General features: G+C 42.9%; 23 protein-coding genes. All 23 read right to left on the reverse strand.

Annotation, left to right across the window (positions count from 1 at the left end; all coding sequences use genetic code 11):
* Positions 1 to 28: 28 nt before the first annotated feature.
* Positions 29 to 1,093: a flavodoxin-dependent (E)-4-hydroxy-3-methylbut-2-enyl-diphosphate synthase gene (gene ispG / locus BRLA_RS15755; RefSeq protein ID WP_003336952.1), complete on the reverse strand. Its 1,065-nt coding sequence runs from the start codon at positions 1,091 to 1,093 to the stop codon at positions 29 to 31.
* A 41-nt stretch (positions 1,094 to 1,134) separates the two neighbouring features.
* Positions 1,135 to 2,394 carry an RIP metalloprotease RseP gene (gene rseP, locus BRLA_RS15760; protein WP_003336951.1) on the reverse strand — a complete coding sequence of 420 codons (1,260 nt, stop codon included), beginning with the start codon at positions 2,392 to 2,394 and terminating at the stop codon, positions 1,135 to 1,137.
* Between the two features lie 145 nt (positions 2,395 to 2,539).
* Positions 2,540 to 3,691: a 1-deoxy-D-xylulose-5-phosphate reductoisomerase gene (locus BRLA_RS15765; RefSeq protein WP_003336949.1), complete on the reverse strand. Its 1,152-nt coding sequence runs from the start codon at positions 3,689 to 3,691 to the stop codon at positions 2,540 to 2,542.
* A gap of 41 nt (positions 3,692 to 3,732) precedes the next feature.
* Positions 3,733 to 4,581: a phosphatidate cytidylyltransferase gene (locus BRLA_RS15770; protein ID WP_003336948.1), complete on the reverse strand. Its 849-nt coding sequence runs from the start codon at positions 4,579 to 4,581 to the stop codon at positions 3,733 to 3,735.
* A gap of 18 nt (positions 4,582 to 4,599) precedes the next feature.
* Positions 4,600 to 5,370, reverse strand: coding sequence for an undecaprenyl pyrophosphate synthase (locus BRLA_RS15775; protein ID WP_022584409.1), 771 nt, complete (start codon positions 5,368 to 5,370; stop codon positions 4,600 to 4,602).
* A gap of 71 nt (positions 5,371 to 5,441) precedes the next feature.
* Positions 5,442 to 5,999 (reverse strand): ribosome recycling factor, encoded by a 558-nt coding sequence (gene frr, locus BRLA_RS15780; protein ID WP_003336946.1) that lies wholly within the window; start codon positions 5,997 to 5,999, stop codon positions 5,442 to 5,444.
* Positions 6,000 to 6,725 (reverse strand): UMP kinase, encoded by a 726-nt coding sequence (gene pyrH, locus BRLA_RS15785; protein ID WP_003336945.1) that lies wholly within the window; start codon positions 6,723 to 6,725, stop codon positions 6,000 to 6,002.
* Positions 6,726 to 6,815: 90 nt separating this feature from the next.
* On the reverse strand, positions 6,816 to 7,700 hold the full coding sequence (gene tsf, locus BRLA_RS15790; RefSeq protein ID WP_003336944.1) for a translation elongation factor Ts: 885 nt from the start codon (positions 7,698 to 7,700) through the stop codon (positions 6,816 to 6,818).
* Positions 7,701 to 7,842: 142 nt separating this feature from the next.
* Positions 7,843 to 8,547, reverse strand: coding sequence for a 30S ribosomal protein S2 (rpsB, locus tag BRLA_RS15795; protein ID WP_003336943.1), 705 nt, complete (start codon positions 8,545 to 8,547; stop codon positions 7,843 to 7,845).
* 296 nt (positions 8,548 to 8,843) lie between these two features.
* Complete coding sequence (locus BRLA_RS15800) at positions 8,844 to 9,596, reverse strand: hypothetical protein (protein ID WP_003336942.1); 753 nt, start codon at positions 9,594 to 9,596, stop codon at positions 8,844 to 8,846.
* A 1-nt stretch (position 9,597) separates the two neighbouring features.
* Positions 9,598 to 10,194 (reverse strand): DUF6115 domain-containing protein, encoded by a 597-nt coding sequence (locus BRLA_RS15805; RefSeq protein WP_003336941.1) that lies wholly within the window; start codon positions 10,192 to 10,194, stop codon positions 9,598 to 9,600.
* Between the two features lie 23 nt (positions 10,195 to 10,217).
* Entirely contained in the window at positions 10,218 to 10,547 is a 330-nt protein-coding gene (locus BRLA_RS15810) for a hypothetical protein (RefSeq protein ID WP_236867844.1), read from the reverse strand.
* Between the two features lie 18 nt (positions 10,548 to 10,565).
* Positions 10,566 to 11,963, reverse strand: coding sequence for a flagellar assembly protein A (locus tag BRLA_RS15815; protein WP_003336938.1), 1,398 nt, complete (start codon positions 11,961 to 11,963; stop codon positions 10,566 to 10,568).
* 43 nt (positions 11,964 to 12,006) lie between these two features.
* Positions 12,007 to 12,798, reverse strand: a complete 792-nt coding sequence (locus BRLA_RS15820; protein ID WP_003336937.1) for a FliA/WhiG family RNA polymerase sigma factor — start codon at positions 12,796 to 12,798, stop codon at positions 12,007 to 12,009.
* Positions 12,799 to 12,816: 18 nt separating this feature from the next.
* Complete coding sequence (locus BRLA_RS15825) at positions 12,817 to 13,209, reverse strand: hypothetical protein (RefSeq protein WP_003336936.1); 393 nt, start codon at positions 13,207 to 13,209, stop codon at positions 12,817 to 12,819.
* 2 nt (positions 13,210 to 13,211) lie between these two features.
* Positions 13,212 to 13,697, reverse strand: a complete 486-nt coding sequence (locus BRLA_RS15830) for a chemotaxis protein CheD (protein ID WP_003336935.1) — start codon at positions 13,695 to 13,697, stop codon at positions 13,212 to 13,214.
* A complete protein-coding gene (locus tag BRLA_RS15835) occupies positions 13,684 to 14,319 on the reverse strand; it encodes a chemotaxis protein CheC (protein ID WP_003336934.1) in 636 nt (211 codons plus the stop codon). The genes BRLA_RS15830 and BRLA_RS15835 overlap by 14 nt, the downstream gene beginning before the upstream one ends.
* Before the next feature lie 3 nt (positions 14,320 to 14,322).
* Positions 14,323 to 14,799 carry a chemotaxis protein CheW gene (locus BRLA_RS15840; RefSeq protein WP_003336933.1) on the reverse strand — a complete coding sequence of 159 codons (477 nt, stop codon included), beginning with the start codon at positions 14,797 to 14,799 and terminating at the stop codon, positions 14,323 to 14,325.
* Positions 14,800 to 14,815: 16 nt separating this feature from the next.
* On the reverse strand, positions 14,816 to 16,873 hold the full coding sequence (locus BRLA_RS15845; RefSeq protein ID WP_003336932.1) for a chemotaxis protein CheA: 2,058 nt from the start codon (positions 16,871 to 16,873) through the stop codon (positions 14,816 to 14,818).
* Between the two features lie 19 nt (positions 16,874 to 16,892).
* Positions 16,893 to 18,035 carry a protein-glutamate methylesterase/protein-glutamine glutaminase gene (locus BRLA_RS15850; RefSeq protein WP_003336931.1) on the reverse strand — a complete coding sequence of 381 codons (1,143 nt, stop codon included), beginning with the start codon at positions 18,033 to 18,035 and terminating at the stop codon, positions 16,893 to 16,895.
* Between the two features lie 44 nt (positions 18,036 to 18,079).
* Positions 18,080 to 18,970 carry a MinD/ParA family protein gene (locus BRLA_RS15855; protein ID WP_003336930.1) on the reverse strand — a complete coding sequence of 297 codons (891 nt, stop codon included), beginning with the start codon at positions 18,968 to 18,970 and terminating at the stop codon, positions 18,080 to 18,082.
* The gene (gene flhF / locus BRLA_RS15860; protein WP_003336929.1) at positions 18,963 to 20,588 is read right to left on the reverse strand and encodes a flagellar biosynthesis GTPase FlhF; all 1,626 of its coding nucleotides are present in this window, start codon (positions 20,586 to 20,588) and stop codon (positions 18,963 to 18,965) included. The genes BRLA_RS15855 and flhF overlap by 8 nt, the downstream gene beginning before the upstream one ends.
* On the reverse strand, positions 20,588 to 22,621 hold the full coding sequence (gene flhA / locus BRLA_RS15865) for a flagellar biosynthesis protein FlhA (RefSeq protein ID WP_022584401.1): 2,034 nt from the start codon (positions 22,619 to 22,621) through the stop codon (positions 20,588 to 20,590). Before flhA ends, flhF begins: the two co-directional genes overlap by 1 nt.
* Between the last annotated feature and the right edge of the window lie 14 nt (positions 22,622 to 22,635).

Consider the following 22,635-nt stretch of genomic DNA (forward strand, 5'->3'; position numbering starts at 1 on the left):
GTTCCTCCTTTGATCAAATCAACACGTTCTATTTCTCTTCCATGATTGTGTTGATTTCTTTCATTAACTCTTCAAAAAGTTCATCTTCTTTTACTTTACGGACGATTTCACCGTTGCGGAAGATTAGTCCCTCTCCATTACCGCCAGCTACACCCACATCAGCTTCGCGTGCTTCACCTGGTCCGTTAACTGCACATCCCATAACAGCTACCTTTAATGGTTTCTTCAACGTGCTAACTGCGTCCTCCACCTTCGTGGCCAATCCGATCAGATCAATGGCACAACGACCACAAGATGGACAAGCAATTACAACTGGATCATTGTTCACGATATCTAGACTGCGCAAAATCTGTTTCGCTACCTTAATTTCTTCAACAGGATCGGCAGTGAGGGATACGCGAATTGTGTCACCGATCCCCATGGATAAAACCGTACCAATTCCTACAGCAGATTTAATGCTACCAGAGAATTGTGTACCTGCTTCTGTTACCCCTACATGTAACGGGTAAGGACGACGTTCGGCCATTAACGAATACGTCTGAATCATGGTTGGAACATCTGAAGATTTTAGTGAGATCGTAATATTATCATAGTTCAGGTCTTCTAAAATCTCTACATGGTTCATAGCTGATTCCACGATCGCTTCCGGACTAGGGTATCCGTATTTGTCTATTAGACGTCTTTCTACTGAACCTGAGTTTACACCAATACGAATAGGAACATTTCGTTCACGACAAGCATCCACTACTGCCTGGGTTCGTTTCCGATTTCCAATATTCCCTGGATTAATTCGAATTTTATCAATCCCGCTCTCCAATGCTGTAAGCGCTAATCGATAATCAAAATGGATATCAGCTACTAACGGCAATGGGGAGCGTTCCTTAATTTGCTTGATTGCTTTTGCAGCATCTTCATTAACAACCGCTAAACGAACGATTTGGCATCCAGCTTCATGCAATTGCTCTATCTGTTTGAGCGTAGCTTCTACATCACGCGTATCAGCGGTGGTCATAGATTGGATAACCACACTTTTTTGTCCTCCAATTTGGACTCCGCCTACAAATACCGGTTTGGTCTCCTCGCGCTTATACAAAGTAAGCACACTCCTTTATCTGTTTCTCTCTACATGTTGAATTACTGTAAAAAGAGACGTTGTATATCATTCCAAGTCACAACTAGAATTAACATCATCAATAAAGCAAAACCAACAAAGTGAACCATGCCTTCTTTGTTAGGATCAATTGGTTTACCGCGCAATGCCTCAATGGCAATGAACACCAAGCGTCCACCATCTAGGGCAGGAATTGGCAGCAAATTAAAAATACCAAGGTTAATACTCAAAAGAGCTGTCCATGTAAAGAGTGCCGCAAGACCATTTTGCGCAAATTGACTGGTCATTGTAAAGATCCCTGCTGGTCCACTTAAATCCTTCACACTTACATGTCCCGTAAAGAGCTGTGCAAGATTGGTGAAGATGGTTTTCGTCCAGAAGATTGTTTGGTCAACACCATGCGTCAGCGCTAATCCAATCTCTCTTTTGACACCGGCACCAACCATTATTTTACCTTGTTCATTTACCTGTACGGGTACGACCATGTCTTGCCCATCCCTGTTGATCTTCATTTCGATATTTTTATTAGGAGATGCATTAACCGCTCCTACAAACTGGTTCCAATCATTTATTGGTGTCCCATCGATGCTAATAATGCGATCTCCCTGTTTCAGCCCCGCCTGATAAGCAGGTCCATCCGGAATAACTTGGCCTAAAACAGCATCTTTTGACGGAGCTCCGAAGAATAAAGCCCCCATCACAAAGATAACAAAAGCTAAAATAAAGTTAGCAGCAGGACCAGCAAAAATAGCTAGGAAACGTTGCCATATGGTTTTCCCTTTAAATTGACGATTAAAAGGAGCGATCTGTACTTCTTTACCCTCAATTACTAGCATTGTCTTGGGATCAACAGCAAATGTCTTCATTTCTCCCTGTATATCCAAGGTCATGATCAAATCATGCTCCAGATCATAACGAACCACATTACCAATCGTTGCATGATTGGGGATATCTTTAGGAGTAACATAAATGTGAGAAATCTGATTAGCTTGATTAAATAAAACCCCGACCTCCATATGAGGCTGTAATACTTCCATCTCAGGGTCTTCACCAGCCATTCGAACCATACCACCGATCGGTAACCAGCGCAACGTGTATTCTGTTTCGCCCCTCTTAAAGCTAAACATTTTTGGTCCCATTCCAAGAGCGAACTCACGGCATAAAATACCTGCCCGTTTTGCTAACAAAAAATGGCCCATTTCATGGAAAAAGACCAACAATCCAAAAATAACTACAAAGGCGATTACCGATCCAAAACCAATCTGTACGGGAGGCATTTGCATAGATATAGCCACCTTTCCTTCTATTTCGTGATTGAGAAGCACTCACCCGTTCTATCGAAACAGGACCACTACTCTACTATATGTAGGTAAAGCGTCTAATCAGTACCCTGTCTCTGGCAAAGCTTTTCGCTTGTTTCTTTCCCTCTTATTTGCCCCAGTTGCGTGCAGCTTGTCGTGCCCATGCGTCAACTTCGTCAATCTCTTCTAAGGTAGGGTGCGAACTCGTGTTGTGCAAGGCACATACCTGATGAACAACCTCTTCAATTCCTACGATTGTGAGTTCATCCTGCAAAAACCGCGAAACGGCAACTTCATTGGCTGCATTTAGTACAGCGGGCAGTGTACCGCCAACCTTACCGCAATCGTACGCTAGTTTTAAGAGTGGATAGCGGGTGAAATCCATCTCTTTAAAATGAAGCGTTCCGCATTTCACGAGATCAAGGGTCTCAGTCGGCAACGGCCAGCGGCTTGGAAAGGTAAGAGCGTACTGAATGGGAACCTTCATATCCGGTGTTCCCAATTGTGCTATCACGGCTTTATCTTTGTATTCTACCATAGAATGAATAATACTTTCATAGTGAAGAATTGTCTCTATCTGCTCATATGGCGTTCCAAATAGCCAATGAGCCTCTAATACTTCAAATCCTTTATTCATCATTGTAGCTGAGTCAATCGTTATTTTGGCTCCCATGCTCCAATTTGGATGCCGCAAAGCATCTTCTCGCGTTACATGAGCTAACTCATCTCGAGACAAATGGCGAAGTGATCCTCCTGAAGCAGTAATAATGAGTTTGGAAACATCCTGTCGATTTTCCCCGTTTAGAGCCTGAAAAATGGCAGAATGCTCGCTGTCAACAGGAACAATTGTCGCCTGATGCCTTTGGGCAGCTTCCATGACCAGATGTCCTGCACTTACCAAGGTTTCCTTATTCGCAAGCCCAATTGTTTTGCCACGTTCAATCGCAGCCAGGGTTGGTTTTACTCCTACACTGCCTACTACTGCTGACATAACAAATGATGCTTGTGGATGTGTTGCTACCTCAATCAAGCCCTCTAATCCATACACGATCTCTGCGGATAAAACTCCCGCAAGGCGTTTCGATAACTCTCGTGCAAGCTCTTCTGTCCCTACGGAAATAAGTTCCGGTTTCGCATATAAAGCTTGTTCTTCTAATAAGTCAATGTTAGTACCGGCTGCCATTGCAACGATGTTAAATTGATCGGGGTGCTGTTTCACTACTTCCATGGTACTTGTCCCGATCGAACCGGTAGAACCTAACAGCGATATATTTTTCACTCATCTCACCTCAAAACCCCTATTTGTCTACGAGCTACTACTTAAAACAAGCCAAATAAGTACAGTATCGGAAACACAATAAGCATACTATCAAATCGATCGAGAATACCTCCATGGCCTGGTAGAATATGACCTGAATCCTTTACTGCGAAATGGCGCTTGTAAGCTGATTCTACTAAATCTCCTAGCGGACCGACAATACCTGTAATGGCTGCAATTGCTAAAGCTTGTCCCCAAGGAAGAGCTCCAGGTACTTGCAAAAAGATCAAGAAAGCATCAATTGCCCCGACAATCACAAGGGAGGCAAGGAAACCTCCAAGCGCTCCCTCTACTGTTTTATTTGGACTAATATCTGGCCATAATTTACGTTTACCGAATGCTTTTCCTGCAAAATAGGCTCCAGAATCTGTTGACCATACAGATAACAAGATGATAATCGTGAGCCAAAATCCAGTTAAGCCGATCCCCCCGCGAGCGACGGCAACGTAGTGAAAACCATATCCTATGTATAACGCTCCGAGTAATACCAGAGCGGCATGTTCAATATGAAAGCGATTTTTACTAAGTACAGTATAAAATAGCAGCAAGAATAAAGGTAACAGCAGAATTTGACCCCATTCCACTGTGATTGTACCAATACCATTCACCTTCAAGAATCCTAGCACTGGAAATAATAAAGCTGCGAGGTCTGGTTGCCATGCACTTATTAAAATCACATAGCCTAGTATACCTGGAAAACTAAATGGCTTTATGTTGGCCATGCGTAAAAATTCAAAAAGGCCGATGAAGGCCATAAGTAATACAAGGGACGAGTACCAAATCCCCCCCAGATATACCAGGGTGAGAAAACCAACACCCCCAAGTATTCCGGTAATTATCCGTTCCTTCACTTGTTCCACCTCTCCAGATCAAACTGCGCCATAGCGACGAGCTCGACCTTGGTATTCAGCAATCGCCTGTATGAAATGCTCTCTGGAAAAATCGGGCCAATACACATCCGTGAACCAAAATTCCGTATAAGCTAGTTGCCATAGCATGAAATTGCTAATACGAATTTCTCCGCTCGTGCGAATTAACAAATCAGGTTCGGGAATTCCTTGTGTATATAAATGAGAGGCAATTGTTTCCTCATCAATTTGTTCAGGTGTTAGCTTGCCTTGGGCGATCAATTGAGCAATCTCTTTTGTCGCTTTTAAAATTTCATCACGCCCTCCATAATTAAGGGCAAAATTAAGTTGTAAGCCTGTATTATTTTTTGTCTTTTCCTCTGCTTCAATTAAAGCGTTTAGAGTATGAGAAGGTAAGCCTTCTCTAGAACCTATCATACGTATCCGTACATTTCGTTCAACTAATTCTACCAATTCAGTCGACAAGAACTCCTGCGGGAGCTTCATTAGAAACTCAACTTCATCTTTAGGACGCTTCCAATTCTCTGTAGAAAAGGCGTACATCGTTAATACACCTACACCGATTTCATCTGCTGCTTTTACCACATCTTTTACGGTTTTCATACCCTGATGGTGCCCAGCAACACGCGGTAAATTACGTCTTTTAGCCCATCGTCCATTACCGTCCATAATGACTGCTACATGGTGCGGAATGACTCCTGCCTGATCAAACGCATTGCTTTTATGTTCTTCCTGCCTACCGCTAAACATTTTTCCTAACCGTTCTAACATACAGGTTTCCCCCAAAAAGAGAGATATAGACATAGCTCCCCCTCATCACAGAGGGGGAACATTTTCTCACGTTATACCTCGAGAATGTCCTTCTCTTTATCTTTTACGATTTTGTCAACTTCCGCAATAAACTTATCGGTCGTTTTTTGAACCGTTTCTTGATGACCGCGGGATTCATCCTCAGAGATTGAAGCCGCTTTTTCCAACTTTTTAATACCATCATTCGCATCGCGACGTACGTTGCGAATTGCTACTTTTGCATCTTCTCCATTCTTGTTCGCAACTTTTACTAAGTCGCGGCGGCGCTCTTCTGTAAGTGGTGGAACTGCAATGCGGATTACGGAACCATCATTAGTTGGTGTAAGTCCGATATCAGACTGCATGATTGCTTTATCGATATCTTTTAGAGCATTCTTATCCCAAGGCTGAACTTGTAGCATACGTGGTTCTGGAGCAACTACGTTAGCCAATTGATTGATTGGTGTTGGTGTTCCATAGTAGTCTACCATGATTTTATCCAACATAGCCGGAGTCGCACGACCAGCACGCAATGTCGCTAGGTCCTTTTTTAATGTTTGAATCGCCTTGCTCATGCGATCTTCCATATCCTTTAAAATGTTTTGTGGCATTTAAGCATCCCCCTTTACTATAGTCCCAATTTTTTCTCCCATGACGGCCCGACGAATGTTGCCCTCTTCCGTTATGGCAAAAACAATAAGTGGTATATGATTATCCATGCAAAGACTGGAAGCGGTAGAATCCATGACGCCTAAGCCTTTGTTTAAAACTTCAAGGAAAGTTAGGTTATCGTATTTTGTAGCGCTTTCGTCAATACTTGGATCGGCTGTGTACACACCGTCCACCTTATTTTTTGCCATCAGGATAACCTCTGCTTCGATCTCGGCAGCACGCAATGCTGCTGTTGTATCGGTGGAGAAGTACGGGTTACCTGTACCAGCCGCAAAGATGACAACTCGCCCCTTCTCTAAATGACGAATCGCCTTTCTGCGAATGTATGGCTCAGCTACTTGACGCATCTCAATAGAAGTTTGAACACGGGTAGGTACGCCGACCTGTTCTAACCCATCTTGCATCGCAAGTGCGTTCATAACAGTTGCAAGCATGCCCATGTAGTCAGCCGTTGCGCGATCCATTCCTTTGGAGCTTCCGGAAAGACCTCTCCAGATGTTTCCTCCACCTACTACTACGGCTACTTCTACACCTAGCTCTACGATTTCCTTTATTTGATTTGCAATCGAAGCGATAACTTTTGGGTCGATTCCATACCCTAGTTCCCCAGCTAGTGCCTCTCCACTCAGCTTTAGTATGACTCGTTTATATGCAGCGTCTGGCATGCGAAAAGACCTCCATTTTCATTTCGTATTGCTGTTATTTCCTGTCTTTCTTTAAAAATAGGGAACACAGCGGTGTTCCCTATTTTCATCTTATTGCTTATTCACTTGCGCCATTACTTCAGCAGCAAAATCTTCTTGTTTCTTTTCAATACCTTCCCCAACTTGGAAGCGAGCAAAGCCTTTGAAGCTAGCTCCTGCTTCTTTCAACAATTGAGAAACGCGTTTGTCTGGATCCTTAACGAATGGTTGCTCTACTAAGCAATATTCTTCAAAGAATTTTGCCATGCGGCCTTCTACCATTTTGTCTACGATGTTAGCAGGCTTTCCTTCAGACAACGCTTGGTTTTTCAACACTTCACGCTCACGGTCAATCACGTCTTGAGAAACTTCTTCTCTCACGCCGAAACGTGGGTTAGAAGCTGCTGCGTGCATTGCAATGTCTTTTGCCAAAACTTCATTGTCAGTATCATTTAAAGCTACCAACGTACCGATTTTTCCACCCATGTGTAGGTATCCACCGAAAACGCCGTTGTCAGCTTTTTCAAGGATTTCAAAGCGACGGAAGCTGATGTTTTCACCAATTGTTGCGATTTTCGCGTTGATGGTTGTACCCAAATCTTCTCCACCTTGGAACGCTTGAGTCAAAGCTTCTTCAACAGTAGCAGGGCGAGCGTTTACTACATGTTCAGCGATATCTTTAACTAGTTGTTGGAACTCAGGGTTTTTAGCAACGAAGTCTGTTTCACAGTTAACTTCTACTACTGAACCAAAGTTTCCGTTAATTGCAAATCCAGTCAAACCTTCAGCAGCGATACGTCCGGACTTTTTCGCAGCTTTTGCGATACCTTTTTCACGAAGTAGGTCAATCGCTTTTTCGATATCACCATTTACTTCTTCTAGTGCGCGTTTGCAGTCCATCATACCTGCGCCTGTTCTTTCGCGCAATTCTTTAACTGTCTGTGCCGTAATTGCCATTGAATTACATCCTCCTTCAACTAATCCGCAAGCATCTTATTGCCTACGTATGTAATGTGTGAAACTCTTCGTCGGGAGATACAATTGTATTCGTAGAAAAAGGTGGACGGGGTTCTGAAAACCCTCAGTCCACCCTCATTCATTACGCCGTGGTTGTTTGCTCTCCGCCTTGGTTTCCTTCAGACAGAGCGTCAGCCATCTTGCCAGTTAATAGTTTAACAGCACGGATAGCGTCATCGTTACCAGGAATCACATAATCGATTTCGTCTGGATCGCAGTTAGTATCAACGATCGCTACGATTGGGATACCCAATTTACGAGCTTCCGCAACAGCGATGCGCTCTTTGCGAGGGTCGATTACGAACATTGCGTCAGGCAATTCTTTCATGTGCGCAATACCGCCCAAGAATTTCTCTAGGCGATCCATTTCTTTGTTCAATACGATAACTTCTTTTTTAGGAAGAACATCGAAAGTACCATCTTCTTGCATACGTTTTAGTTCAGCAAGACGAGCAGTACGTTTTTGAATAGTTTCGAAGTTAGTCAATGTACCACCCAACCAACGTTGGTTGATGTAGTAGTGACCAGTGCGTTCAGCTTCTTCTTTAACAGACTCTTGCGCTTGTTTTTTCGTACCAACGAAAAGTACTTTACCTTCGTTAGCAGCAACTTCGCGCATGAAGTTGTATGCCTCTTCTACTTTTTTCACCGTCTTTTGCAAGTCGATGATGTAAATTCCGTTACGTTCTGTGAAGATATAGCGATCCATTTTTGGGTTCCAACGACGAGTTTGGTGACCGAAGTGAACACCAGCCTCAAGAAGTTGTTTCATAGAGATTACCGCCATATTTCACACCTCCTCTAGTTTGGTTTTTTGTGTCAACCTCCGCCGACCGCATTTTTCAAGCAAAACTACCAGATGGTAGCACCGTTGCCGAAATTAGCCTGCGTGTGTATTTAACACCGAAGAAAACTATATCATATCAAAATAACAAATGCAATAAATAGTGTTAGAAAAGTTGCTTCGGTTTACTGTTATTTTCGCCTAACGATATCCATTTTATCCAAAAAATGAACGACATATCATCAATAAACTTATTTTTTAAGAAAATAACTATTAGGAAGCATTCTATTACCTGTCACTTATTTATGTTCAGATAGTGAATCAGCTACAGGAGTTTTCGGCGGCTCAGGAGGGGTCGGAGGAACTGGCGGCGTTATACCTGATGTATCCTTTTGCTCTGCTCCCGGCTTATTATTCGTAGTTTGCTCAACTGACTGCTCCTGCTTTTTCGCAGGCTCTTTTTCGCCTGTAGTGGACGTAGATGGCTCACTGTTCTCCTTAGAGCTATGATTCTGTTTTGAAACATCCTTCGCTTGTTGTTGCGTTGGAGCTGATGAGCCTTTAGCAGGCTGCGTAGTTTTACTGCTTTCTTTTTCGTTTTCTTTCGTTTTCTTATCCGATTTCTCGGTTGATTGTTCCGCCTTCTTTTTCTCTTTACTGGACTCATTCATTTTCTGCTTCTCTGTCGCCGACGGTGAAGCCTTCGTTGCTTCCTTATCATGCTCGGAAGCTAACTTCTTTTTCTCAGTATTTGCTGTTGGGGCAGTATCAGGCTTCTTCTCTGGTTGCTTTTGTCCAGTTGGAGCAGAGATAGCTGGTTGCCCGCTTTGTTTTTCTTTACTCGGATTTGGAGTTGCTTGTGGCTGATCTTTTGAAGGAACCTGCGTTTGCATACGCTGATATTCCTCTTTAGAAAGAACTACCCACCCTTGAGTAGCAGCGATTTGCTTTAGTTCATCTATGCTAATCGCCTTCTGTCCGAAGACTAGAAGAAATACGGCAGAGAATACAATCCCTAGTCCAAAACCCATCCACCCGATTCTCGTTCTCATGTCAGGCCTCTCTTTCAATCGGCTCGGCAAGCGTTAAAATTAATTCAATCTCCCCATGTCCGGCTCCAAGCTTTTTAGCTATCTCGGGAGTAGTAAGCCCTTGTTGTACTAATTCAAACACTCGCTGATACCGATCTTTTAATGCCAACACGTCTTGAGAAATCTCTGGTTGCTGGTCAGCGCTAGCTTGGCTCAACATCTGGGATTGCTCTACTCCCTTTTGTAATAAAGCGTGGGATTGTTGCAACTCACTAAATTGAAGATGTAATTTTTCCATCTCCTGCTGAAGAGAAAGATTGTCTTGTGTATGTTGCTTAGCAGAAGCGAATAATTCCTGCTGGCTATTTCTGATTTGCTCGATGTTCGCATGCAAATTCTCAGCTAACTCTTCATTTTCCCTTTTCACCTGTTGAACAAAGCGTTTAAGCGTTGTTTCCATGCTAGCGCGATCCAGGCTGGTGAGCTCTGAATGCTTCATCGAAGAAATTGCTTCAGAACCTATCTCGTGATGTTTTCTTTTAGATAACCAAAGGGAGAGGCCTGAAAGCACAATAGCGATTAGGCCAACTCCAAGTAGTATATATAACAATAGAGTCATTTTTCTTCACCTAGTTAGAATAGTTACAAAGAAATATCAATATGATGCCCACGGATTGGGTCAGGTGAAGGATGGGTTTGCGCTTTCATTTCTCCTTCTGCATGTCCCTCTCGCCTTTGTTCAAGTTCTCCCTCATGCTTCTTTGCAGACTCTTCTTGTTTATTTTTAACCTGTTGTTGTTCTGATTTATGCACATTCTCCGTTTTATTCCGTTTGGCTTCAGCTAGCCTCTTCTGTTCTTCCTTAATCTGCTGTTGCTCCGCTGCAGCCCGTTGTTGCAGTTGTTCTTGCCATCTACCTATCTCTTGTGTCCTTGGAATAGCATGCTGTAATTCGAGTGCTTTAAAACTCATCAGCATCTCTCTCCTTTTCTAAATGAGAGTGGAAGTAGATATCTCTCCATCCAAAACTAGGAATCGAGTACGGCTAAACTCTTGTTTAATAAAACGCACATGCTTACCAAAAACCAGTTTTGCTCCTGGGAAAATTAGCTGAGATACCTCAATATAGGATGGAATCTCTTGGTCTAATTCTGCCTCGAGCCGTCGTTTTTCTTCTTCTAACGTTTTTATTTCTTTATCCAACACAAGCTGCGTATTGCTCAATTTAATCTGTAACGACTTCTTGTCAGAAGGCAAATCTCCATAGGCTTGCATCATTTGCGTCAATACCTGTAGCCCTTGATCTGCCTTGCGCTTCTGATCATAAAGGTCGGTTAATTTCTTTTTAATTTGGCTGACTTCTTCGCGGCATTGGGGCTTAGCACCCACTTCAAGACTGGTTGGCGTAGAGCTCATATTGCCAACTACCTGTGCGATAATCTTCTCGCCTGCTTGAACGACACCACCAATAATAATCCCCTTGGTTCCTTTGCAAACCACCTGCTTCCCAGCCTTTACCTGTGAAAACATGATGCTTTGTTTAACGAAAACGTTATTGCCGGCAGTTACATTCCCATTTTGAATATAGGAGGTCGTCACGTTATTACCTGCTTGAACATGTCCCTTATCCTGACCAGCAATACCATTTTTAATATCAATGGAGCCTTCTGCAATCAGTTCGGCACCCTCTACACTTCCATAGATGCGAATATCGCCCGTGGCTTTTATCGTAAACCCAGTTGGCACATGGCCACGAATAACAACCGTTCCAACAAAATCAATATTACCTACACTAAAATCAACGTCTCCATTGACTTCATAAACAGGGAACACATGAATCTTGTCATTGTCCACCGATACTTGACCGTCTATTACAGCGTATGCCAATGTTCGTTCTTCATTTAACACAATCCCTTTACCAGGCTTTAATAAAGCTTCTTTACCTGGCTTTGGTGGGATCACATCATCTGTAACCGTTCTACCTGGTACTCCCGGTGTTGCCATAATCTTTTCTGCTAACAGTTGACCACGTGTCACATTAGCAATATTGAGAACGGAATAATAGTCCACTCGTCCATCTTCAAGCACTTTGGGGGAAGTTTTCTCTGCTGACTCATCTTGAAATAGATAACGAATGCTACCATTTTTACCCGGTATCGGTTCCACTCCTTTAGCAATACTGAGAGGCGTATTAACATATTGCGACGGGGCAGAACAGATAGCACGCACATGATTTTCTATTATCCCATATCTCACACCTTTTGTTTCACAAAATCGAATCAAGTCTTCCTCTTTTAGCGGGACATCACTTGTTGCTTTTAATGTAATTTCAGCAAGAAGCTTGTCAGATGAAATATGAATTTCCGCGTAATCGGTAATTTGATTCACGAAAAACCCCCCTTTTTCTGCGCTTTTGGGCGCCACCAGTTTTCTACATTAACTGCGATTTCCATTTTGCCAACGTATTGCGTAGACGAAAAATCGCTTTGGAATGCAACTGGGAAATACGTGAAGGGGATAAGCTCATGACCTCAGCGATTTCAGATAGAGTTAACTCTTCAAAGTAAAAAAGTGAAACAACGAGGCGCTCTTTCTCTGGTAGTTTGTCAATGGCTTGAGTTAAAACTTCCTTCAAATTCTGCATTTGGGCGACGTTTTCAGGATTTGGCATAAGATCATCTATTAAATAAGCATGACGAGCAATTTTCTGTTCATCTTCATCACCTACTGCTTCGTCAATCGACAACATACTGGATAGCGAGGTATCATACATCACCTGTTGAACTTCTTTTTCCGTTATTCCCAAATGAACACTTACTTCTTTCTCAGTGGGAGAACGTAACAGATTTTGCTCTAAATATGTATATGCTTCTTCGATTTTTTTTGCCTTATCCCGTACCGTGCGAGGAATCCAATCATTTTCACGCAATCCATCAATCATAGCTCCACGAATTCTCCACATGGCATACGTTTCAAATTGCAAGCCCCGTTTATAATCAAACTTGTTTAAAGCATCAAGCAACCCGAATCGACCATAGCTGATGAGATCATCCTTATCCACGTTGTTAGGTAAACCAATGGAAAGACGCATTGCCACTTTATTTACTAGCGGCAAGAATTTTTCCACCAGTTCTAATTCCGCTTCTCGACTCCCGTTTTCTTTCCATTCCATCCATTTATCAAATTCTTTTGTTACCTTCTCTTGATTATATACGCGAGCCATGGTTTAATCACCTGCCTTTTACTCATCAGTAAATCTTCTTAACGTTTGGGCAATTAATTTTGGGTCATGCTCTGCAGATTCAGCTTCTGCACGCTCTACTTTTAATGGAATAAACTCTTCTTCTGGATGTAAAGACTCGTTCGTTTCTTCCTGATCGGTAGCAGCTTCCTGCTCTTCCCCTGCTGCTACTTCCTCGTCACCATCTGTATCCTCCAGCTCGATAGGATCTTCTTTTGGAAAAAGAATGGATAATACCCACTGAACAAGAAAGGCGATGCTAAAAATAACCAGAAAAGCCAAAACTCCACGGTAAAACGATACAACAAACAAATTGCCAGTAATGGCAGCCAAAAACGTTAGTAGAAATGCAATGCATCCTAACCAAAGACTTCTTTTCACGGTTTGGTTCATGGTTATACTTCCTTAGTTCCTTGATTTACGGTCCGGATTTGCAATACCCCGGTTTCCGCATCAACTTCAATAGTTCGTCCGCAATTTCCACCAGTATCCTCTGCAATAATCTTAATGGAGAATTGTTTTAAAGCTACTTTGCACGCCTCCACATTCCGCGGTCCAATTCTCATTGCATCGTTGGTAGAAAGAAAGGTAAACATTTGGGCGCCTCCAGCTAACTTAGCCGTCATATGACGGGTTTGGGCTCCCAGTTTCTTCATTCGTTCAACTAATTCAGGAATTGCTGTATCAGCATATTTCAAATGATTGGTCTCTGTATTTTTCCCTAGGCTTGAATCCGGTAACATGACATGTGCCATCCCCGCAATTTTAGTACTACGATCATAAAGTACAACCCCAACGCAAGAACCTAAGCCTGTCGTGCGAATATGGTTGGGGGAACTAGCTACTCCTGCGTCTGCCATTCCAACTTTAATAATTTCCATCTAACGGGACCCCTAATGCTTGGAATAATGTTGCAAATGAATCCGGATCTGGGATGAGGAAAAAGTGACCTTGCATTTTTTCGTTGCCTTCCATAAAAGCTGTGTCGATCGTTAAAGCAAAATCACCAGCCCGACCTAGTTCAATAAGTCCATAGCTCAAAAGAGCGCCTGCCATATCAATCGCAAGAGCAGGTACAGTCGGTTGCATATTGAGCTTCGTAAAATCAGCCAGTGATGACAGATAAGAACCAGCCATAATGTTGCCGATCTCATGCAAAGCCGATAATTCCATCTCACTAAAGATCTCTTCCTGCTCTTCTTGTGGCACAATCCCCAGCAGATGCTGCAATAGATTTTTAGCGGAAGGAATATCTATAATAAAAAACATATTTCCAGGGCAATCGCCTTCTACACGTAAAAAGACTGCAATTACCACCACTTCATCTCCACCCAGGAAATCTGCAATTTCCTGGAAAGAGATGATTTTTACTTGTGGAACGGTCATGTCGATTTCTTTTTGAATCAATTGCGAAAGTGCCGTGGTTGCATGACCAGCCCCAATATTACCTACCTCACGAAGCACATCTAATTGAAATTCGCCTAATTTCTTAATATGAGTCATAGACTAAACCTCAAACGAATCCAATTGTTTAATCTCTTCTGTACTCAACACTTTATCTAGATTTAATAAGATGAGTAGACGTTTTTCTAATTTAGCTACACCACGTAAATAGGTTGCTTCTACTCCGCCAACCACGGCTGGTGGCGGTTCGATTGCATTAACAGGGATATCAACTACGTCGTTTGCAGAATCAACAATTAGTCCAACTTCTAGTTCGTCTACAGCTACGATAATCACCCGTGTAGCTTCTGTGCATTCTGTTTCGGCCAATTGAAAACGACTGCGTAAATCAATAATAGGTGTAACCACACCACGTAAATTGATAACACCCTTTACAAACTCTGGTGTGCGAGGTACGCGGGTAATATGTTCCAGTTTCTCAATCGATCTAACCTGCTGAACCTCTACACCGTACTCTTCGTCTACCAATCGAAAAATAATTACTTTTACTTCTTCAGATGCTGCATTCATATCCAACATACTCATGACCTCCTACCTACTTAATTAAGGCATTGCAATCGAGAATTAATGCGACCTGTCCATCACCTAAGATCGTTGCTCCGGAAATGGCAAAGACATTGACTAGATACTTGCCTAGCGATTTCAGCACGATTTCTTGTTGTCCAATAAAGGAATCAACAACTAAGCCAGCCATTTTTTCCCCTTTGCGAACAATAACGACAGCCACTTCGTCTTCACGAGCTTTTCCATTAGATGGAATTTGGAAAATTTCTTTGAGAGACACAAGAGGTACAATACGTCCTCGGAAGTCAATCACTTGTTGACGATGAGCCATCATGATTTCACTTTTCTTGAAGACAGCAGTCTCAATAATGGAGCTTAACGGAACCGCATACTTCTCATTTTCAACCTGAACTAGCATTGCAGAAATAATAGAAAGGGTCAGCGGTAGCTGAATACGGAACACAGAGCCTTCATTTGGCGCTGAATCAACTGATACGGAACCACCTAGTGATTCAATCTTCGTTTTAACAACATCAAGACCTACACCGCGTCCTGAGATGTCAGATACTACGTCAGCCGTACTAAATCCAGACGAGAATAAAAGTTCAAATATCTGTCTATCCGTCATCGTTTCCGCAACAGCGGCACTTACTACTCCACGGCTGATCGCTTTGTTACGTACCTTATCCTTGTCAATACCTGCTCCATCGTCACGTACTTCAATAAAGACGTGGTTACCGCTATGATACGCTTTTAGCTGAACCACACCCTCCTCTGGCTTACCAGATTGTTTACGCTTCTCAGGAGATTCTAGTCCATGGTCGATAGAGTTACGCAATAGATGAACAAGTGGATCGCCAATTTCATCAATTACAGTACGATCAAGCTCCGTTTCAGCCCCAAAAATCTCTAGATTTACCTTCTTGTTTAATTCCTTAGCCAAATCTCGAACCATCCGAGGGAATCGGTTGAATACCTGCTCTACTGGAACCATACGCATGGTTAGGATGATATTTTGTAGATCACCGCTAATCCGGCTCATGTGTTCCACTGTTTCATGCAGCTCTGTTTTACCGATTTCTCTGGCTAATTGCTCTAAGCGTCCGCGATCAATAACTAGCTCGCTAAACAAATTCATTAAGATGTCTAGACGTTCAATATCTACACGGATGGTTTTGCTAGCAGCAGGTCTTTTCGCAGGAGCTGCTGGGGTTGCCGGCTTTTGCTCTTTCTCAGGCTTAGCAACTTCCTGGGCAGGAGCTGCCGCAGCTACTTCCTTGTCACCCGCTGCCAAGTTAATCTCCTCAATCAAAACCTCCTCGATCTCAGAGATATTGCTGATTGCTTTATGGATCTCTTCTAAAGATTTTGAAGTGATATAAACAACCTCAAAGGATCTATCAAATTTTTCATTTTCAATCTCTTCTACGGAAGGAGTTGACTTGATTACCTCTCCATGTGTGTCCAGTTGGTCAAATACCATATAAGCACGCGCTGCTTTTAGTACACATTCTGCTTGCAGGCTAACACGAATCCAATATAAATTGTTTCCTGTTTCCTGCGATTGACGCATAATTGTGATCGCATAATCATCTAGCTGATAGTCACGTGTTACAGCTTGGGCTTCTTCGACCTGATCATTTGTTTCAGCATCAGAGTCGTCATCCTCAGCTATTGTAGCGGTAGGCTCAGAGGATGCTTCGTTAAAATCTCCCGCTACTATGGAACGAAGGACTCCTACTAATGAGCTAACATCAGCGGCCCCGTCGCCACCTTCCATGATGTTTTGAACCATGCCTTCCATAATGTCTACACTTTTGAAAATGACGTCCATGATGTCGGTTGTAATCATTAGCTTCTGATTACGGATCAAATCAAGCACGTTTTCCATTTCGTGTGTTAAGCTGGCCAAATCTTCAAAACCCATCGTTGCTGCCATTCCCTTTAAGGTGTGAGCTGAACGAAAAATTTCATTAACGATTCCAATGTCATGCGGATCGGTCTCCAGAGTCAACAGATTGGAGTTAATCGCCTGCAAATGTTCCTTGGATTCTTCAATAAACATATCAAGATATTGATTCATATCCATGTATCTATAACCTCCCCCATCATGTTACGAGTCGAACTAACGTCTCTGCCATGTGGTCCAGTGGAACAATATGATCCGCTAATCCAGCTTGAATGGCTGCACGTGGCATTCCGAACACGACACAACTACTTTGATCTTCTATCAATCCTACAACGTGATGAGCTTCCTTCATCTGTCGTAAGCCCGCTGTCCCATCAGCTCCCATGCCAGTCAAAATGACCGCCCACTGCCTTGTATGCGTAAGTTTGCTCGCTGATTCAAACAAAACGTCAACGGACGGACGGTGACCGCCACGTGGCGCCTCTTGATGTAATTTAATGATGATTTTTCCACCGGATGGTTGCATGGCTTCCATATGATAGCCTCCCGGTGCGATATAAGCTATACCTGCCTTCACTTCTTCTCCGTCAGTTGCTTCCTTTACTGAGATTTGGCACATGCTATCTAGGCGTTGGGCCAAACTTTTCGTAAACCCTGGTGGCATATGCTGCACAATTAATATCGGCGCTGGAAAATAAGCAGGTATCTGAGTTAATAAAGTTTGTAAAGCACGAGGTCCCCCTGTGGATGTTCCTAAGAACACAACCTTCGTCCCTGACTTATCCGTCAATTCCGTATGTTGCACTCCCATACTTTCTTTCGTAGGAAGGACTTGCTCATTCATCTTTTCTGTTTGAAATAGCTTTTTCTTTGGCTCTGTTAGTGGTTTTTTAACAGGAGCTTTCGCGATTGGAGCTATTTGTTTTTGCCTGAAACGTCCCTTTGCTGCCGCAGCTTCCTTCACGAGTTCGACAAGCTGTTTGCCAACTTTATGGATGTCTAAGGAAATGGGCCCAGAGGGTTTGCCAATAAAATCAAAAGCACCTAACTCCAGCGCTTTTAAAGTGGCATCCGCTCCTTCTTTAGTCAAGCTACTCAACATGACAACAGGCAGTGGATGCTCTACCATCAGCCTCTCTAATGTTGCAAGTCCATCTAAAATAGGCATTTCCACATCAAGCGTAACCACATCTGGCTGTAGTTCTCTTACTTTTTCTAAGCATTCCATTCCATTTCGAGCACGAGCCACCACTTCAATGTTGGGATCGCTTGTCAAAATGTCAGAAATGACCTTGCGCATGAAAGCGGAATCGTCTGCCACTAGTACTTTAATTTTCATCATGTTACCGCTCCCTTCTAGTCACTTCAATCGTTTACACCATCTGTTTACATCCACTTTCTTAATTTAGCAAGAAATCCTTTAAATCCACCTTGCTCTTCCTGATCTGTTAAAGAAGGGTTGAGCTGGGCAGTATATTTTGCAGCCAGTTGGCGAATGCCTTTTGCCATCTGAGACTGTGGATAAACGAGTAAAAGGGGGTGCTGCTGCTTTACTGCCTTTGAAACATACGGGTCGTCCGGCAATATTCCAAGTACTCCTATAGGAAATTCCAAAAAACGTTGGGCTACTGTAATCAGCTTATCAGCGGTTTGCTGACCTTCCCGTGTTGTTGAAGTACGATTTATTATTAACTTGATGTTAGCATCAGGTTTTTGCAAATGAACCATCTTCATCATGGCATATGCATCCGTGATAGCTGGTGGCTCAGGTGTGGTCACCAGCAAAATTTCATCAGATGCCATTAGAAATTGCAAAGATTCTTTGCTAAGTCCAGCCCCTGTATCAAAAAGGATAATATCGGCATAACCTTGTAATTTTCCCAATTCATCAAAAACCTTACTCAATTCCCAATCTTGGAGTCGAGACATTTCGCTAAAGCCTGAGCCACCTGCAATGAATTCCAGACCTTTAGGACCTTTTTCAATGATGTCCCATACAGTATGGTCTGCTTCAAGAAGATGAAATAAGTGTTTCTTAGGAGTAACCCCCATTAAAACGTCAAGATTAGCTAAGCCTAGATCAACATCAAATACAAGAACCTTCTTGCCTTGCTCCATGAGACCTAGGGCTAAATTAAGCGTGACATTTGATTTACCAACGCCACCCTTTCCGCTAGTAACGGCTACGAGTCGCGTTTTGCGCGTCTCTATCTTTGCTTCATGTGCTTGCTTCTTCCGTTGAAACTGTTCTCGCAGCTTTTGAGCTTGATCATGCATATGCCTCTTCCCCCACGATCAACTTGGTCAGTTTCTCCGTTGTGATGACTTCAATATCGTCAGGAACATTTTGTCCTGTAGTCAAATAAGTAAGAGGAAGATCAAATTGCTCAAGTAACGACAAGATGGGTCCATAATGTAGTGTTTCGTCAGCCTTTGTTAAAATAACCTGCGAGATAGGCACGTTCTTAAACTGCTCCATGATTGCCTGCATGTCCGCAAATTTGGAGGTTAGACTCATGACTAGTAAATGCTCGCTCATTTCTTCCCATTGTAAATACTCTTTTATTTTGCTTACAAATTCATCATTTCGATAGTTACGTCCCGCTGTGTCAATGAAAATCAGATCATAGCCCTGCATTTTGTCCAAGGCATTCTCCATTTCATTTGCAGAGAAAACGACCTCTAATGGTACATTTAAGATATTGGCGTATGTCTTTAACTGCTCTACTGCTGCAATTCGATAGGTATCGGCCGTAATAAACCCTACCTTTCGTTTTTCCTTTAACATATGCCAGGCTGCCAGCTTGGCAATTGTCGTGGTTTTACCCACTCCTGTTGGTCCAAAAAAGAATAGATATTTTTTAGGATTCTTTGTTTTGGCTTCATCAGGTACATGCTTAGCGATTCGTTCGGCTATTCTTTGTCTCATCAAGCTGTCTACTTCTTCCTGGGTAGCATGATATGGATCAGATAGCTCTAGTAAAATATCATGCAATATTGTAGCAATCGTGCTTTCTTGCATTTCATTATGTAAAAGCTTCTCTCGCCATTCGGTAAGGGATGGAGGTAATTGCTCACTGGCCTGTTTAGCAAACAAGAGCTTGTGGAGCATTACTCTCATATCTTTTAGCTCCCCAATCATATCCCGATATTCTTGCATACCTGTTGCTTGATCAAGTCGTTTCTCTTGATGCGCTTTTTCTGTAGAAACAGAAGTCCCAGTCTGATTCATGGATAAAGAGGATGCTAAGCTCTGAGAATGATCTGGCAACGAAGACTCTTCTGCGCTAGGAGTAGAGGTCATCTCTACTGATGTTGCTATAAGTCCCGTGTCTTCCTCTCGCTCCCGCACTAGCGGAGTTTGAACTGGAGTTGACTTCGGTAATCCTGTACTCGCTTGTGGATTAGAATCTGTAAAGGTATTTATTGTTTGTTGATAACGGATGGCTGCAAGCGCTCCTGCCAATGACTTGGGTTGCCCCTCTGGCTGCACGGCATCTCCATTTTGTGCTGGAGTTACCAATAGCTCCTCTTTTGGACTTGCGTGAGGAGCTGTGTTGGGCTGAGAAGCTGTTTGGATAACCTTGGGACTCTGTCCAACAGAGGGTTGCTCATTGTTTTTAGGCGCTTGATATCCTTGCTTGCCTACCAATGAGTTCACAGTCTCTTGCCTATCCAGTTTAGGAACGGAAGTAGCAGGCTTTGCTGGAGCCTGCTTTTCTTCCTTGGTTTCCGCTGCTGCGATCACTTCGATTTGCTGTTTTTTAAACAGCCCCATGAAGCCGCCTGTCTTAACTTGCTTCGTATTTAAAATGACAGCATCTTTCCCGAGTTCGACACGAATCTTTTCTAAGGCCTCTGGCATTGATTCAACCAAGTATCGTTTGACTTTCATTATACATTCACCACTCCTACACTCTGCACTTCAACATGAGGCTCTAATTCACTGTACGACAGAACAGGAATGTCAGGCAACATGCGCTCCATCAATTGTCGCAAATACATGCGAGTCATAGGAGAAGATAGAATAACAGGCTGTTGACCCATATTTACCATACGATTTACTTGCTCAGATACATTTTGGTAGATGCGTTGAGAGGTATCCGGGTCCATAGCTAGGTAACTGCCTTGTTCAGATTGCTCAACACTCTCGGAGATGGTTTTTTCCAAACTTGGACCTGCCGTAATGACTCGGAGCGGTTCTCCAGGCTGTGTAAACTGTAAAGTAATTTGTCTAGCTAATGCCTGTCTCACATATTCAGTCAATACCTCTGGGTCCTTAGAGAACATAGCATGATCAGCCAATGCTTCCAAAATGATTGGAAGATTACGAATCGAAATTTTTTCTTTTAATAGTTTCTGTAGAACCTTCTGAACGTCACCAATTGAAAGCAAGGATGGGATTAATTCATCTACTAACACTGGTGCTGTTTCACGTATGTTATCAATTAACGCTCGTGTCTCCTGACGTCCGAGTAATTCATGAGCGTGGCGTTTAATAATCTCTGTTAGATGGGTAGCAACTACAGATGGCGGATCGACAACCGTATAGCCAGATAGCTCAGCCATCTCTTTATTTTCCTCAGAAACCCAAAGAGCTGGTAGGCCAAACGCCGGTTCCATCGTAGGGATACCCTCCACGGATTCATCCTCAAATCCAGGACTCATTGCCAGATAGTGATCCATTAAAATCTCACCCGTTGCAATCACGTTGCCTTTGATTTTGATGATGTATTCATTCGGCTTCAGTTGAATGTTATCCCGAATACGGATAACGGGAACAACTAGTCCTAATTCAAGGGCGCACTGGCGACGGATCATAATGACTCGATCGAGTAAATCTCCACCCTGCTTCGTATCCGCTAACGGAATTAACCCATAGCCAAATTCAAACTCAATCGGATCAACCTGTAGAAGATTAACCACACTCTCTGGACTTCGAACTTCCTCAAGCTGCTGCTCTTCTTCCTGTGTAAAGGATTCGGCCAATTCGCTTTTCTGCTGTTTGGTTAATCTCGTTGCCGCAATACATAAAATGACTGCTACGATAGCCGTAGGAAGCAAGCTGATTGGTGTTAACAATCCGAGTAATAGCATCGCTGCAGCAACCACATACAGCAATTTAGGGTGTGCGAACAATTGTTCTGTGATATCTTCCCCTAAACCGCCTTCCGAAGATGCACGTGTTACAATAATACCTGTTGCTGTCGAAATCAGAAGCGCGGGAATCTGGCTTACTAAGGCATCACCAATCGAAAGTAGTGTAAAGGTACTTAAAGCTTCCATAAAGCTTAATTTATGTATAGCTACCCCGATAATAAAACCGCCAATAATATTGACAATAAAGATAACGATACCTGCGATAGCATCCCCTTTTACGAATTTACTCGCCCCATCCATGGAGCCGTAAAAGTCTGCTTCTCGTTCAATTTTACGACGTCGCTGTCTCGCATCTTGTTCACTAATCATTCCTGCATTTAGGTCTGCATCAATACTCATTTGCTTCCCTGGCATCGCATCTAATGTAAAACGAGCAGCAACTTCCGCTACACGTTCCGAACCTTTCGTGATAACGATGAACTGGATGATGATCAAGATTAGGAATACAACAAAACCGATAACAGCGTTACCACCTACTACGAAATCTCCAAACGCTTCGATAACTGTACCACCCTGACCTGTAGATAAGATGTTACGGGTAGTTGAAACGTTTAAAGCCAACCGGAATAGTGTTGTTAATAGCAATAATGTAGGAAAGATGGAAAATTCCAGAGCCTCTTTGGTATACATCGAGACGAGCAGGATAACCAGGGCCAACGATATATTAACAATTAGTAGCATATCTAACAATCCGGATGGTAAAGGGATTACCATCATTACGACAATGCTTAACACGAAGATGATCATGCCCAACTGTTTTGCACCCATCTCGTCTCCTCCTT

It is taken from the genome of Brevibacillus laterosporus LMG 15441 (assembly GCF_000219535.2).
Lineage (GTDB): Bacteria > Bacillota > Bacilli > Brevibacillales > Brevibacillaceae > Brevibacillus_B > Brevibacillus_B halotolerans.